The organism is Snuella lapsa (assembly GCF_039539345.1).
GTDB lineage: Bacteria > Bacteroidota > Bacteroidia > Flavobacteriales > Flavobacteriaceae > Snuella > Snuella lapsa.
Genome location: NZ_BAABCY010000036.1, coordinates 106,132 through 123,986, shown reverse-complemented (window position 1 = coordinate 123,986; position 17,855 = coordinate 106,132). Strand labels below are relative to the sequence as shown.

Annotated in this window: 3 protein-coding genes; all 3 read right to left on the bottom strand. The window is 38.3% G+C overall.

The genetic code is table 11. The features are described 5' to 3' along the window. Positions 1-37: 37 nt before the first annotated feature. The gene (locus tag ABD792_RS08180; RefSeq protein ID WP_345005402.1) at positions 38-13,795 is read right to left on the bottom strand and encodes a T9SS type B sorting domain-containing protein; all 13,758 of its coding nucleotides are present in this window, start codon (positions 13,793-13,795) and stop codon (positions 38-40) included. Between the two features lie 62 nt (positions 13,796-13,857). Beyond that, positions 13,858-16,353, bottom strand: coding sequence for a PorP/SprF family type IX secretion system membrane protein (locus tag ABD792_RS08175; RefSeq protein WP_345005401.1), 2,496 nt, complete (start codon positions 16,351-16,353; stop codon positions 13,858-13,860). A 1-nt stretch (position 16,354) separates the two neighbouring features. Then, a complete protein-coding gene (locus tag ABD792_RS08170; RefSeq protein WP_345005400.1) occupies positions 16,355-17,800 on the bottom strand; it encodes a T9SS type B sorting domain-containing protein in 1,446 nt (481 codons plus the stop codon). Positions 17,801-17,855 lie beyond the last annotated feature (55 nt).

Below are 17,855 nucleotides of genomic sequence, written 5' to 3'. Positions count from 1 at the left end.
CATTTTTTTTGGTTAATGGCTTTATCCATTAATTATATTACCTATAAAGCGTAAAATGGCCGACAAATTCACGATCGTCTTTTGGATCATTTAGCTTTACAACATACCAGTAATCACCCGAAGGTAAAGGAGCACCACGGTAGTTTCCATCCCATTTTTCTCCAACGCGTAAAGTGGCTATTTTACGTCCATACCTGTCAAATATGTCAAAGGTCATATCCTTATATTGTGAGGTACATCCAGGTCCCCAACCACCATTTTGTGGCACAAAATAATTTGGGATACATACATCGATATATTCAAAATATTTGGTAGCTGTAGCTACACAACCATTGCTATCGGTTACTGTTACAGTATAATCTCCCGATGCATAAATAAGGAATGTATTTTCACTTCCATACGATTCACCATTTAAAGTGAATTCATAATTTCCAGTACCTCCTGTGGCTACGGCTACTATCTCATTTAAGCCACCATTTTCCAGCACAAGTTCTAAAGGTTCATATTGTTCAATATCAAAGTTTTCGGTCCTTTGTATACAACCATTTATATGTCTAACATCAATAAAGTGATCAAGTCCAGCTGGTACGTTTATAAATACGTTACTGGATTGGTATGGCCCACCATTTAATGAATAATCCAATTCAGAAGGATCCGTTATGCTTTCATCAACTTCTACGGTAACCGTATTAGTAGACATGTTGTTAGTACATCCATATTCGACAATGGCCACTGGTTCGATTTTAACCGATTCTGGGAAAGTAATGTTCCATTCCGATTCACAGCCTTCACTATCCATAACATATACAATGTGATCGCTTCCACTTAGGCCACTAAAAGTAAACGGTGTGTTTTCCAGAACACCAGTAGTGTACGTACCATTAATGTCATCTAAAGCAACGCTATAAGGAGCTGTACCTCCTGAAATTTCAATACTAAAGGCTCCATTCATATCACCATCACAAATTTCTGGAATGATTGAGTTTGGAACAATGTTAAGTATTACAGGCGTTGGCTCTACAATAGTAATATCTTCAAGTATATAACACCCTAATTCATCTTGTACGATCACTTGATAAGTTCCTGGGAAAAGATCATCAAAGATAGGTTCATCAAAAAACTGATCCATTTGAGGGGAAATTGCATACTTGATGATACCCGTTCCTCCAGAAGCTATCACTTCAATTATACCATCATTGGCACCATTACAGCTAACATCTGTTGTTACAAATTGGGCGGTTAATGGTTCTGAAGGTTCTGTTATGGTAACAGTAGCTGATGTTACGTCACAATCACCACTTTCTACAAAGACTTGATAAGTTCCTATTGGTAATCCTGTAAAGACACCTGGTGTATCTTGGGTTACTGGTGTAATATCATTACCCGAGTCGTCTTGTAAGGTATAAATATAGTTTCCTAAACCTCCTTGCGCTTCGGCTATAATAACACCTGTACTTTCGCCAGCACAATTAATAGTTGCGTTGGTTGTATCTAAATTTACAATTAACGGTTCTAACGGTTCTATGGTAATTTCGTTAGAAACGGTAGCGATACACCCGTTTGTATCCCTTACATAATATACATAGGTGCCAACTGGTACAGAGAATGTTACATCTGTAGAGAAAGAGCCTAGAACGGTGTTAAATACTATATCATCACTATATTCGTAAGGTCCTATGCCTCCTACTGCACTTAAAGTAAGCGTTGCCTCTGTTAAACAGGTTTGTGAACTTGCCTTGATTAAATCTGCTACCAATTGGGAAGGTTCAGATATAACGATATCGGCTGTAGTAAATTCACAATCGTAACCATCGGTTACAGTGACGTTGTAGGTTCCAGATCCTAAACCACTAAATATAGGAGACGTTTGAGGCCCAGAAGAACTTGGTGTTGGTGCAGTTTTATTTAAGGTATAGGTGTAGTTACTACCTTGTCCGCCAGTAACATTACTAACCGTTATGGTTGCATTGGTGTCACCAAAACACGATAACAATGTTGGGGTAGCCGCTATTGTAGCATCAATAGGGGCTGGATTAACCAAGCTTACATTTGTTGACGCTATACAACCTTTACTATCTCTAACACTAACAATGTAATCTCCTGCTGTTAGCCCTGTAAAATGATATGTTGAGCTATATGCTGTAATGATTGTTCCACTGGTTAACTCTAACTGGTACTCGTAGTCTCCTGGCCATCCACCTGTGGCACTGGCAGAAATGGTTCCGTCGTTGTTGCCACTTATACAGGTTATTTCTGTATGCGTTTCTGTAATGCTTAAAGCTGCTGTAGGCGCCGTAATGGTAAAGTTTTCACTAACCGTACAGAAAGGTGTATTTGTTAAAGTTGCTGTAATACTATAAGTTCCAGAAACTAAACCAGAAATGGTAATAGGACCAGCATTGGCTGTTGTTCCAGAGGTAACAGTCGCACCTAAAGCATCAACAACATTATATGTAAAAGGACCAGATTCGTCATTAGGTGTTGGTATTCTATCTATTAGTGTAACATTAACGCTACCATCGTTATCACTAAAACACGTTACATCAATAACAGAGTCTATGTTAAGATCAAAAGTATTAGGGTCGTTAACGTAGTGTACGGTTTGTAAACTACATTGTGTGTCTAAGTTTTCAACGGTAATGATATAATTACCTATTGGCAGTCCTGTAAATACGCCTGTAGTATTTGTTTGATTAGGGAGAACACCATTAGCATCTTCTAATGTATATTCCAGGTTTGTTGGTATACCGCCTGTACTCGTTACCGAAACAGTAATATCTTCGTCATTAATACAAGTAATGGCGTTATCGACATTAACGGTTAAATCTTCCAAGGCTATAAAAGGTTCGATAGTAGCTGTTGTTGATCCAGAACAGCCATTGTCGTCATAAACATTTATTGTGTAATTACCTCCCGATAAATCACTTTCGGTGTAAACATTGCTAGATCCAGACTGTACAACGGTTGCCCCTTTTATAAATTCATAAATGATGTAGTTTCCAGAACCTCCCGTTACACTATTTACTGTAATACTCGCAAAGGTTGTTGTATTGGTACCTGCTGTACAAGCGTAATCTACTACTGTTGGAGCGGGAACTACAATGCTGTTAGGTTCGCCTACAATGACATCTTGAGTTGCGATACAATCTCTTCCTGAAGTTACTTGAACGGTGTAAGTTCCTGGCGCTAATCCTGTAAATACGTTAGAAGTTTGAGGAGCAACTACAATAGGAGCAGTAATTTCGTAAGTATAAATTGGATTGTCATTGCTCGCAGGTAAGTTTACCGTTATACTACCATCACTTCCTCCATTACAACTTACATCTGTTGGTACAGGGGTAAATGTTACAGGTGTGGCAGCATCCAAAGTAATAGTTGCATCTTTTGTACAGTTAGTAACCGTGTCTGTAATAGTTACGGTATAGGTTCCTGATGGCACACCTGAAATTACATTTCCAGAAATAGAAACCGATGCAGGGCTAGGACTTATTCCATAGCTATAATTTCCAGAACCTCCAGAGCCTGTTACCGTAATCACACCATCATCATTTGTACAACTAGGTAAAGTTGTAATGGATGGTGTGAGGTCTAAGGCCGGATAAACAGTTATAGATGTTCCGCTAGTAGCTGTACAACCATTTCCATCCCTTACGGTTACAGAATATGTTCCTGGTGTTGAGACCGTGAATGTTGGACTCGATTGAAAGCCATTACCAATAGAATATTCAAATGGCGGTATTCCTGTTGTACCTGTTACTGTAAATGTATAAGGATCACCATTCAAATTACATTGGTTATCAGCGAATGTTGGAACCGTTACTGTTGGCAAAGGATCTGTTGAAATAACAACATCTATTTGAGCGGTACATCCGTTGGCATCTTGTACCCAAACATCCCAATCGGTATTGGTTGCAGGATCTAAAACAGCGGTATTGTTATTGGTGTAATCCGATACAGTTGGTGCAGAACCGTCTATCACAAAAGCATATTGATATGGCGGTGTACCATTGCTTGCTGTTACAGTTACCTGGGCACCAAAATTACAAGTTGCATTGATATTATCAGCTTCAATAAGTGCTAATGTAGTTGGTTCACTAACGGTTATTGTAACTGTATCGGTACAACCTGTTGTATCATCTGTTACCACTATGGTTTGATCTCCTGCAGGTAACCCTGTTAAATTTATTGTGGTTGCTGTTTGCCCCACGATAGCAGCCCCTCCATTAATTGTGTAACTATAGGTTCCTGAGAAATTAGACACTGTAAAGTCAACAGCTCCATCAGAATCGCCATTACAACTCACATCATTAACCAATAATCTAGATACTGTAATATTGGTTACCGGATCTACAGTATACGATTCTGTATAATAACAACCATTGGCATCAGTTACGGTAAAGACATATGTATCCGGTGCTAAACCTGTAAAGATTCCAGAGGAAACTCCTGTTGTATTACTTGTTGCACTTGCTGGTGAAATTATTTCATAGGATAATGGGGCGACACCACCAGTTGGTGTTAATGTAACATCACTAGTTACAGCTAAACAAGTTACTGATGTTGATGAAAAATCCAAATCAGTTGGGACATCTAATGCAGGAATATTAACATCTATAGGCGTTGCAATAATACACCCATTGGCATCTTTTATATAAGCTGTTACAGTTCCTGCCGTATATGTTGCATAGGTGTTTGTTGAGCTGTAATTAACACCACCATCAAAGCTATAAGTATAAGGAGCTGTTCCTCCACTTCCTGTAATGGTTACAATGGCTGGTTGTGTTGCATTTCCAGAGCCACAGGTTAATCCCTGTGTTAAAGAACCTGTTCCTGCCACAGCGGTAGGATCGTTAATAGTCACAGGTGTTGCTGCCGAATCACAATTTTTACTGTCTCTAACAACCACATTGTATGTGCCTCCTGATAGTCCACTAAACACATTGGATGCTTGGAACGTAGCACCATTATCGATACTGTATTGATAGGGTGCTATACCGTTTGCTGCCGTTATAACAATGCTTCCGTCGGAGCCACCGTTACAACTCACATCAGTATGAGTTTCTGTAAATGTAGGCGTTGTGTTTGGTGTGACTGTAATGACATTAGATATCGCTTGACACCCTTGAGAATCTGTCACTCTAAATTGATAGGTGCCGTCTACATTAGCTGTATATGGAGAGCCGGCGATAACAACATAGCCACCGCCATTATAACTAACTTCAAAAGTGTTGTAGCTACCAGTTCCCCCACTAGCAGTTAAAGTAATACTAGCATCAAGGATACAGGTTAAATCTTGTGTCATATTTGCATCCAATAATAATGGAGGCTCTACAATATACGTTGTTGAAGCGATACACCCATTACCATCTTTTACGCTTACAGTATAAGTGCCAGCCATATTAATGCTAAAGGTTGGACTTGTTTGGTAAGCACCACCGATACTATAGGTTAGCGGAGCAATAGCAGTACCAGTACCTTCAACCAACGTGATATTAAATGGCGTACCGTCAAAACATTGTTGGGGTACAGGGTCAACTGTTGGTGGGGCGTCTGATGTTATATCTTGGTTAAGTCTAACCTGACATCCATTAGCATCTTCTACCACAATATCCCAATTTGTTCTGATGGAAGGGTTTAAATTCAATACATTATTCGAACCAAAATCTCCTGAGGTTGGGGTAAAGCCTAGAGCTCCAGCTGCATATTGATAAGGGCCTGTGCCTCCCGTTGTTGTAATTGTTAGTTGTGCTCCAGTATTACAATTGGCATTTATTGTATTTGAAACAGCTGAAAAAAGTGGTTGAATAGGTTCCGTTATTTGGAAAGGACTTGAAGTGGTACATAAAGACCCATCCGACTCTCTAACAAATAATGTATAATTACCTGCTCCCAACCCAGTAATAGTTCCATTAACGGGAGCTCCTGTTAAACTATTAATTGTACCATTTTTTGCAGGAGATATAGCGGTATTAGTTAATTCATCTCGTACTTCATAAAATAATGAGGTTACAGTGCCATCATAATCAGAAACAGTAAAGTTCACAGAACCATTATCTGCTCCATTACATGTAACATCTGTTGTTGTAATAGAATCAATATTAATAGCTGATAAAATAGGTGTAGTAACTTCTATAATTGAAATGCAACCTACCGAGTCTTCAACTTGAAAGAAGTAGGTTACTCCATGATCTAATCCTGTAAAAGTTTGTGTTGTTGATGCTGTAGGACCGACTGAAGTTGCTGGTTGTCCATATATTGAATATGTGTAGGGGGATAACCCAGCATTAACCGAAACATCAACTGTAGCTCCTATTACACATGTACCTCCGGCTACTGTCGCATCTAAATCAAGGTATGGAGGTGTTTCAATTCTTTGTTCAGTACTTCGGTATTCGCAGCCATTAGCATCAACAATAGTAACAAAGTAGTCACCGAACGATAATCCAGAAAATGAATGTGTTGTTGATGCCGTTGTTACACTAGATCCTACCTGAGTAGAAGTATTATCATATAAGGTATAAGTAAAAGAAGTTACACCGCCAGAATTGATCGTGATATCTAAACTACCATCAATACTTGGACTACATTGTATTGGATTTGAGATAATTGTTACATCTATTGGTAAAGGATTTGATAAGTTAATAGTTCCAGAGACATCACAACCTTTACTATCCCTAACAACATAGTTATAACCTCCTGCTGCTAAACCTCCAAATACATTTGAAGATGCAAAGGTAGTACCAGCATCAATACTGTAAGTAAATGGGGCTTCACCTGTTAACGACGTTAATTGAATTGAACCATCTGTACTACCATTACAAGTTGGGTTAATAACCGACGTTGAAACCGTTACATTATTAGTAGCATTTACTGTTATTACATTCGTTTCTTGGGTACATCCATTAGCGTCCGTAATCCTAAATTGATAGGTACCTGCGTTAGTAGTTGTATATGGAGACCCAGCAATGGGCGAATAACTACTTCCACCATCAGTACTTACTTCGTAGGTATAAGGAGGGTTACCACCCGATACCGATATGTCAATACTAGCTTCTTGCGGTAGCGAACATGTTAAATCTTTTGTTAGAAGTGCACTGGTTGTAATTGGCGGAAAAACGTCTGTTTGTGTAGCACTCGTTGCTGTACATCCATTAGCGTCCCTTACTGTAATGGTATAGCTACCTGCAGCATTTACGGTAAATGTTGGACTGGTTTGATAGGATAAGCCACCATTAATACTATATGAAAGTGGAGCAAGTCCTGTTGCCGTAACGGTAAAGGTAAATCCAGATGTCGCGGTACATTGATTCGATACTGTTGGTGCGGTTACCGTTGGTAATGGGTCTTCTGTAATTGTTACAGAGGTCATTGCTGTACACCCATTGGCATCTTTAACGTATACATCCCAAACTAAGTTTGTAGCAGAATTAGTATCTACAGTTATAACGTTACTACCATTATAAGTTGTAGGCGCAGTAGTACCTGTTATTACAGCAGCATAAGTGTAATTAGGTGTTCCCCCAGAAGGTGTTACAGTAATTTGAGAATTATCTTCATTACAATGAACATTCGTTGTCGTTGCTGTAAGACTTACGGGGTTAGCAGGTTCCGAAATAGTTATAGTTTCATCGGCTGTACATCCTGTGGTTAAATCTGTAACTTCTACGGTATAACTACCTGCTATTAGATTGGTTAAATCAATGGTGTTTCCAGATTGCACTAAAGTTCCTGAGCCATTTGTTAAAGTACTTGTGTAGCTACCTGCATATCCAGAAACGGTGAATTGTACAGCTCCTGTATTATCGCCGTTACATAATACATCACTTAACTTTAATCCTGTTATAGCTATTGGTGTAACAGGATTTATAGTATAGGATTCTGTATAATAACATCCGTTAGCATCGGTAACCCTAAAGATATAAGTACCTGGGGTTAATCCTGAGAATGCGTTTGAAGTTTGTTTACCAACTATAATAGGAGATGGGGCAATCGTTTCATATTCCAATGGGCCTACACCATTTGTTGCAGTTACGGTTACTGTTGAAGTTGTTGTTGTACAGGTTACATCTGTAGAACTAAAATCTAAATCCGTTGGGGGATCTAATTGTAAAATCGTAATAGAGCCATTAGCGGTACACCCGTTGGCATCTTGAACAGCATAGGTTATGGTTTGATCGGTTCCATTGTCGTTTACTGTTAAGGTATTATTTGAACTAAAACCAGATCCATTAAAACTGTATAGATAGGGTGCCGTTCCTGTAGTAGGAACAGCAATGGTTACTGTTGCCGATTGTTTTGTGTTGTTAGCATCACAACTAAATGTTGTTGCACTTGCTGTAGCAACTAAAGTGGTGGGTTCTGTTAAGGTTACCGTACCATTAAAAATACATTCATTAGCATCTTGTACTTGGTAGGTATAGGTGCCTGCTGCTAATCCAGTATATAGTGATGTTGAGGTAAAAGAGCTTCCTTCAAAACTATAGGAATAGGGGCCTACACCATTGGCTGGTATTATTTGTACAGATCCATTGGAGTCTCCATTACAACTCGGATTTACGGTTGTAGTGGTTGCTGTAGGATTTTCTATTGGATTAACAGTAATTACATTTGATACTGCCTGACAGCCATTAGCATCGGTTATTTGAAATTGGTACGTACCATCGGTTCCAGTTGTTAAGGTAAAGGTATTTCCTGTTAGGTTTGGTATTCCCGAACCTTGTATTAATGTTACAGAGTATGGTAGGTAACCGTCTGAGATAGTTCCCGTAATTACCGCATCGGGAGACGCCCTACAGTCTAATGCTTTTGTTAAAACAACATCTACGTTTACTTGTGCTGCAATAGTCTCAGTTGGTAAAGCAACTGTACATCCGTAAGCATCCCTTACTGTTATATCATAATTGCCTGGAGTTAGATTTGTAAAACTATTGCTTGATTGGAATGCACCACCGTTAATGCTATATTCATAGGGTGTTTGGCCTCCAGATGCCGTAACTTCTAGCGTTGCTCCGTTGCTTGTATCATAACAATAATCGGCATTACTTATAGATGCCGTTGGTGCCGTTGGAGCTATTAAGTCAAGTGTCGTTGTTGCCACACAGCCATTTGCATCGGTAGCTCTTATGGTATAGTTTCCTGCAGATATATTCGTTAAAATACCGTTGCTAGGGAAATTTGCGATTAGGTTTAGTGTATTGTCTAATAGTTCGTAGGAATAAGCGGGTGTTCCGCCTGTTGCTGTTGCTGTAACAGTCGACCCATCAAGACAGGTTACTGGTGTTCCAGAAGCATTTACTTCTAATAACGTAGGAGCAATAATATCATGATTAAAAGTAAAACTACAGGTATCAACAGCATCCTCATAGCGCACATGAATGGTATAGCTACCTGCTGCTAATCCGGTAATGGTGTAAGGAGATGTCATTTGAGTATTCCAATTCACACCGTCTAAAGAATATTGAAAACCATTAGCAGGATCGAAATTTTGAGCAGCAATAGTTATGGTGCCATCTGATCCAGTCGAACAACTCACATTCGATGTTCCAGTAACATCAGCAGTAAAGGCATTCCCAGAGTTTACAACAAACGGAAAGTCTACCTGTTCTATACAGGTTACAGGAAGTTGGTAAACACTAATATCGTCTATAAGAGCATCATTTCCGAAATACTCAACGCTTCCAGAGCGTATTACAAAGGTTAAGTTGGTATTGTTGCCTGGGTTGAGGGTTAACTGACTAAAATTCCATTGTTCATTTTTAGGAATAGTACCAGTAAATTGCTCGGCTATTACAGTTCCTGAACCATCTACCAACTGTATTCTGAAATCTGGATCATCCTGAACAGTATAAACAGATCGCATTAAGTTTGCTAGATATAAATCGACTTTTATATCTTGATTGGGAATAACATCGTTTATGGGTTTGCTATACAATACACCATAAGGCCCTGCAGCAGATCCAATGTTTACAAGCAAAAATCTACCGTCTGGATCGGCTCCGTTTGTAGTATGGTCTTGAAAGTGATACCATGCACCAGAATTGTTAGATGAGGGATCATCAGATCTCCAGAAAAAACTGGCTACAGAATATTGATTATCTTCTACAGAGCGTGTGCCACAAGGATAAGGAGAGTTTACACGTTGGTCGTTAAAACAATAAGCACTTGCTATTCCAGGTGACGTTGTTGGTGCTCCGCTTCCAAAATTTTCGTTCAACAAATTACTATAAGTAGGAACGGTCTCCAGTTTATAAGTAACAGTTACAGTATGTGATCCTTCAGAGACATCTAAAAAGGTTTTAGGATCTGCTGTATTGGGGTTTTCGACACCGTCCAGTAAATAGGTGTAAGTATAAGAATTAGATCCTTCATTGGTTACTGTTACTGTTGCGTTGGCTGTACCATCACAATTAAAATCTGGATCAGAAACAGTTATGGTTGGGGGTACTGGTTCTGGATCAACAATAATGCCTGGCATAGCATAAATACAACCATTGGCATCTCTTATATACAGTGTATAAGTTCCAGGAGCGACATAGGCTTCATTTGTACTTGTCCAAGTAGCTTGGTTGTCAAAACTGTACTCGTATGGAGGGGTACCTCCCTGTGGGTTTGTAATGCGTACTTTACCTTCACCATTAGGACCACAACCTGCCAATTCAGAAACGCCTGCTGAGGCCGTTAATGCTATATCTGGCTGTGTTATGATTATATCTTCAGAAGTACTAAAACACTCGATACCATTCAATGAATATTTAATGTTTGTTGTGTAAGTGGCAGCAGTAAGGTTCGAAAATGTCGGGTTAGATTGGTATGTGGTGCCATTATCTATACTATATTCAATGGTATATCCATTGGCATTGGTAACATTAAATTGTATTTGTCCCGTATTGTCGCCATAACATAAAATATCGGTGTGCGATACAGTAAAATTGGGAGCTGAAATGGCTTCGACGGTAATGGATGTTGTTGTACTACAGTTGTTGGCGTCTATAACGATAATATTATAATCTCCTGCTGTAGGCACTGTTATTATCGGACTGTCTTGAGAAATGGTTGCTCCATTTACATAGTATTGGTAGGGAGGCGTTCCGCCTTCGGGGTAAACAGTAATTTCGCCATCTGTACATGTTAGAGGCCTTGTAAGCGCTACGGTAGCTGTTAACACTGGCGGATTTATTATTTCTATATCACCTGTAAAAAGACAACCATCATCGGTTGATATTGTATAGGTATAAGTTCCAGGATTAAGGTTTGCAAAAGTATAATCGCTGTTTGTTATAGGGCCAACGCTGTTTACTAAAGTTCCTCCTTCTGAAAGACTATAGTAGTATTGTGGCAAGCCATTGTTTACAGCCAACTGAATGCTTCCCTTATCGCCATTACAATTGGGTTGTGTAACAACGGTAGATACTGAAACATCTCTGTCTCTTACGTAGATACTGGGTGTTTCAAAAATACAGGGGTTAGTATCCACACCTACTTGTCTGATATAAACGGTATAGTAACCAGCAGTATCAATAGAAAATACATTGGACGATTGATAGGAACCATTTGGATCTAAGCTGTATTCATAGCCAGAAGGAACACCACCTACGGTTATTTCTCCAAGCGTATTACAAATAATGTCTTTGGCAATAACAGTTGGATTTAATAAGTTTTGATAGACATTAAAATAAAATATGCTAAAACAACCTCCGGGGTAGTTTATTACAATTCTAAATTCACCTGCCTGATCGGCGGTGTAATTAGGGCCGGTACCGACCTGATTCCATGTACAGGCATCATTTTCGTTTGCACAATCATCAACAGTAACAGGGTCACAACTAGTTTCATCAAGTTTTTCCCAAATTATAGAAACGGCATCGCTAATTCCTGTTGTGATTGCTCTGGTATCGTTGGCGCCACATAGAAATATATAAGGTAAAACTTTACCATCATTAGGACACACAGGTGTTAGGTCGGCAAATGGAATTACTGGGTTAGTAATGGTGTTACCATAAGGAATTACCGTAATCTGTTCTACTATTGATATACAGGTAGCCGATGTTGTATTGGTTACATAAAAGGTTCCTGTGCCTGTAGCGGTATAAGTTTGCCCAGTACCAATCACGGGGGTGCCTGTTGGGCTTGTAGACCAAGAATAGCTGTCGTATCCATCGGCAGCTGTTATAACGACACTGTTTCCACATAATACCTCAGTTCTTTCGAAACTACAATTTGAGATATCTACCAGGAAATTAGTAGACCCCGGAACCCCCAAACATTCCGTTGTTGCAAAGCTACCTTCATCTTGAATCCAATTGGTATTAATAACACCTCTATAAGTTGCAAAGGCCTGATTTTGGATTTCATTAGAACAGGCTTGACTCAAGTCGTAACAATTGGGGACTACACGAACAGCTAAGCGGATGACAAAGGCTGGGTCGTTTACTTCTACAGATTCATCTGGAATACTAAAAATAAGGGTTCGTGTTACTGGGTCGTAGGATTGCAAGGTGGCACCACCTGCATTGGTTAAATCTATGTCGGTTGCCGGATCAAAAATAATGTTGTCGGGAAGAATATCTTTAATCGTAAACTCAGTAACGTTATCATTACCTGTACTTTGATAGGTTATTTCGTAAAAAAGGTTTTGTCCTAAGTTAACATCATCGCCATCAATATCATCACCAGAAGTGTCTAGAACCACTTTGGTAAGGTCTATATCGGGTGCAATAATATCTACAGCAAAGGCACTTAAAAAAGCAAATATAGGGTCGGCTTGTCCCCTGGCTACCTGTAATCTAAAATCTGCTGAAGAGTCATTGTTTTTAATGAATTCGGGTTCTGCACTTAATATTTCCAAAAAACCGGTGTCATAACCTAGCGTGTTTGAACTGTTTGGATTTCTAGGATTGGATACGCCATTGGTGTTTTCGATAACCGATCCAAAAAACTTATTGGCAGACCTTAGAGGTGTTGTAACTTCTTTACCGTTGATTTCAAGTTTGGTAGCACGTTTTGTTCTATCTCCATCTAACACGGCATAGGCAAATTGTAAGTCGATATTGCCTGCTGGTGGTGTTGTAAATCCTGTTACGGGAATTGTTTCTTGGTGTCCATCGAAAATATGACTAAACCCGTCAAAAGTTGTAAAAGATTTGGTGTGCAGCTCAGGATCTTCATAAATTATTATAAGTGTCCAACCAGCAGCTAAGCCAGTAGAATTGTTAAAGCCTATACTAGATGTTACATTGGCTAGGGTATACGTTCCTTCTATATCCGATAAACCAGATAGTAAATCTGTTACTTCGGCATAGCAAGCATAAGGTGTGTTTCCCGGTTCTCCTGTTTCTGCAATAATCGGATTAACAATTGCATCGTAAACAATTTCTCCTGTAATATCGGTATAAGTAGTGCTTCCGGGAATTTTTAGCTTAACATTGTTTATATCGGTTCGGCTCCCACTCTGTAGTATAGCACCCCAGTATAAACCTGCATAGGCTACTCGGTAACAATCGGTGGCACTTCCATCTTCATGATCGGGTAATAAGAGATCGGCACTACTGGAACTAAAGGTAGATGTATCGCTATCAATATCAATATATTGCATTGATATGTCCTGATTGTCTTTAGTAGAATCGTTAAAATCATTGTTGTCTTGGCCTAGAATGCTATTTCCTATAACAAGCATACTTCCTTTTATATCTATATTTTTTCTTACGGCAAAAGGCTCATAAGTTTGAGCCATACCGTTAATACATAGTAATATAAATAGAACAACAAATGCGGATTTATAGATAGTAGGTTTTTTCATAGCGGTAATATTTTGCATTGTCTCTCCTCTTGGTACATTTGGGGAAAATTACTTTTACATGTTTAATTTTCTATTTTAACCATTGACATCTTACCATTATATGGTTTGCTTCCTTTTAATTGTAAAGCTTGATTAGCAGCGTCCAAACTACTATATTTTTCGTAGTAAATATAGTATTTACTTGTCTTTACATCAAAAAAGAAACTTATATCATTTTGACCTGCTGCAACAGACTTTGTCAGGAAGTCATCTCTTTTAACTACATCACTGTGTACAGCTACTACAAGGTAATAACCGTTTTCGGTGTTTTTAACGTTAGTCAGTATCTTAATATTGGTTCCAAGATCTTCTCCAAAATCAAAATCATTAGCCGTTAGTGGAACAGGACTCACGGGCGTGTTTTGTTTTATTTGATTTAAGGTTGCCATGTCCTTCATATATCTTACTTCTTGATTGTCGTAAGATGCACGTTTTATACGTCTTTTTCTCTCTATTTCGGTAGCTACTTTGATAGATTCCAATTCGGTTATTAAACTTTCCTTCACTTGTTTGATCCTGGATTGTTCTTTCTTTAAATCTTGTATAGCGTTTGAGTAAAATATATTAGTGGCATCGTTTTTACTACGTACCTTTTTTAGTCTTTCACTATAAAGATTTTCCAGAGTTGTAATCTTTTCGTCCTGTGATTTTATAACAATATCAATTTCTGATGTTAAGGCTTCTAAAGCATTGTTTTCGGCCGTTACACTCTTAAAAGGTTTAGGAGCAACATAAATTCCTTGTTCGCTTAAATCATTTTCTTCTTTTAGGTCTTTTAAGTCTTGTTCCTTACTGGCAACAGATTCTCCCAATTTAGCCATTAATTCTTGTTGTATTAATTTGGAATCCCTAGCTAACTGCGTTATTTTGCTCATCGCGTCAGTATTAGCGTCTGTTGATACGGGAATTACAAATTCGTCATTTACATTATTTTCAGAAGTTGCTTTTGCTTCTTCTTCTTCTTCTTTAGCTTTGTTTTCGGCAGCTATTCTAGCATCCTCTAAAGCTTTAGCCTTGGCAAGTTCTTCACGCTTAATTCTAGCAGCTTCTTCTTTGGCTTTGTTTTCAGCAGCTATTCTGGCATCCTCTATGGCTTTTGCTTTAGCAAGTTCTTCACGCTTAATTCTAGCTGCTGCTTCTTTGGCCTTATTTTCGGCAGCTATTCTAGCATCCTCTAAAGCTTTAGCCTTGACAAGTTCTTCTTGTTTAATTCTAGCTGCTTCTTGTTTGGCTTTGTTTTCGGCAGCTATTCTGGCATCTTCTACGGCTTTAGCTTTAGCAAGTTCTTCACGCTTAATTTTGGCTTCTTCTTCTTGTTTAGCCTTTGTTTCTGCTGCTAATTTTGTTTCCTGTTCTTTTTCTGTTGTATTAGTTCTAGCTGCAATTCTAGCCTCTGCTTCTGCTTTTTGCTTTGCTCTGGTTGCTATTTTAGCTTCTGCTTTTTCTTTTAGTTGTTTTGCAGCTTCTTCTTTTTCTTTTTTTCTGGCTTCTACAAGTGATTGCCTGTTTGTTTTAGTATTTGTAGTCTTTGGTTTTGCAATGACACGTTTTGATCTTCTTGATGGTGTAAAAAGGGCTTGTTCGTCATCGTCGCCATTATAGTTATACCTAGCCTTGTTTTTAAATTTATAGGCTAATGTAACTTCATGAGAGTTACCAAAGGTTGACAAATCACCTATAGCCTGTTCATAATTGTATTCCAGTGCTATTTGAGAGCTAATATTAATTCCAATACCAGCAGATAGCCCATATATACTATTATAACCAGCCTGTCCCCAAAGACCTTTAGGAATGGAAAGCATTGCCACTCCAGAAAGTATGGTTTTATTGGTTTTAAATTCTGATCTTGCTAAAAAGGAAAACTTGCTTTCATCAAAAAAGCCACGGGCATTCATATAGCCAGTGTACATAATATGTCCTTGAATGCTTTGTTCTGGGTTATTCTCTATTAACTTTGAGGTATTAAAGTTGTATGAAACAAGGTTGTTTACCGATACACCAAAATCGAAAAAGGCTGTTCCGTAATTTATCCCGGGATTTATAGTTACCAATGTATTAGAGGGTATATTGTCCAACGATGAATCAGGGTAGTTCGTTATAACTTTACCTCTATTAATACCGCTTTGATAAAAACCTAAGTTAAGGCCAAACGTTAAGTTGCTACCTCTGTTAAGGCTTGCATTGTAAGCAAAGTTTAGAATACCTCCGTATGTTGTTAATACACCGTAGTCTTGTTGAAATAGCCCAATACCAGCTCCTATACGTTCTTTAAACCTGCCAGAATAACTAAATAAATAAGATTGAGGGGCATCATCAAATTGAGCCCACTGTTTTTTATTATAGAAACTTAAATATTTGTTTTGTTCTCTTACAAAACTAAAGCTGGGATTTAGAATATATCTATTAAATTTCAATGAGTTCCTAACGGGTAATGAAAGTGCTACCACACCATCTTCTTGTGCATAGAAGTGTTGTGTTAAGCACAATAAAATAATGATATGTATTAGATATATTTTCATTCTATTTTATGACCGTTATCGATCCCTTTCTTACTGTTTTGCTCTGCGTTGTGATGACATAATAGAAAACAGGGTTGATATTTGTAAAAATTAATTCATTTGTGGGCCAGTTATTTTGGTAATCGTTGGTTTGTAGTACTACCTCTCCTTCAGAGCTTAGAATTAAAACTTCTGTATTAGTACCATTTACATATGCTTTAGGAATAATCCAAGTGTCATTTTCACCATCACCATTAGGGCTTATAACATTAGGAATCTTAGCAACATCGGGATATGGTTCACTAACAGAGAATGTCATCTCATGTGAGGCAACACATCCTTCTGTTTGGGTAACTACAACTTTATAATTACCTACTTGTGAAGCTTCATAACTAGCACCAGTAGCTGTTGGGATTAAGGAGCCATTCAAGTACCATTCAAATTGGGGGGTCATGGCATTGGTAGATACTGTTGCTACCAATGTTTCTCCTTCTTGAATTGTATTACTGTCTTGAACATCTATGCTACTATTAAAGCCTGTGGTTTCAAGATCGATGGAGGCATTTGTTACACAGTCTCCTAAGTCTATAGTAACTGAATAATTTCCCGAGTCGCTGGTAATATAGTTTTGATTTGTGGCGCCATCTATTTCATCGCCATCTTTATACCATTGGTAACTGTTGCCATTAATGGTACTTAATGTTGTTTCGCCCTCACTGGAGCAATAAGGATTACCTAAACTGGAACTTATCGTTGTAGTACTCGACGTAGTTGCTTCACTAACGGTAACACGGTTAGAGTACGAGTTTGATGTACAACTACCATAATTTGTTTCAACAAAATAAGTTCCGGCTTCAGTTACTTCTAAACTGGATCCTGAAGCGACGAAAACAGATATGGAAGTATTGGTTTCGTCTTGTTTATACCAATTAAAAGTAAGTGAGGGATATTGCAAAGGAGAATCGTTATCCCCAAAACCAGGATTGTCTATTGTTAGTAAGTAGCTCTCACCAGCACAGTATACTGCATTTTCGATTAGATTGTTAATGGAAAAAGGTGTATCCTGTATTTTATAGTAAGCCGCAAACGCATTGGAAGGTGTACTTGTAGCGACAGGAGAAGAGCTTTTAATTCTAATTTTATAGGCTTCTCCAGCTGTTGTATCGGGAATAGAAAATTCTAATGTAGCAGGCGATGTTGTAACAGAACCTTGTGATGATGTGTAAACGATTGTTGGAGTGCTAAAATCTCCTGTTTCATCCGATAATTCAATAGTAAATTGGTTTGTTGCTGTTAATTCGGTTTCTGGAGAAAAGCTAAAAGTAACATAATAGGTATTAAATGTAGCTCCGGCACAAGCTTGGCTAAACCCAAGGTTAGGTTTACTAATAACAAGTTGAGCCTCTATTGTTTCTGTAAAACAAAGAAAGAGTATTGCAACAATTTTGATAGTAGTAAATTTTCTCATGCGATATTTTTTCTTTAATTAATTTTTAGAAACAATTATCGGAACTAACAAGGCT

What these genes read in the sequence shown, in the direction of transcription:
- ABD792_RS08175 (WP_345005401.1), bottom strand. Translation starts at nt 16,353, where the DNA reads ATGAAAATATATCTAATACATATCATTATTTTATTGTGCTTAACACAA.
- ABD792_RS08180 (WP_345005402.1), bottom strand. Translation starts at nt 13,795, where the DNA reads ATGAAAAAACCTACTATCTATAAATCCGCATTTGTTGTTCTATTTATA.
- ABD792_RS08170 (WP_345005400.1), bottom strand. Translation starts at nt 17,800, where the DNA reads ATGAGAAAATTTACTACTATCAAAATTGTTGCAATACTCTTTCTTTGT.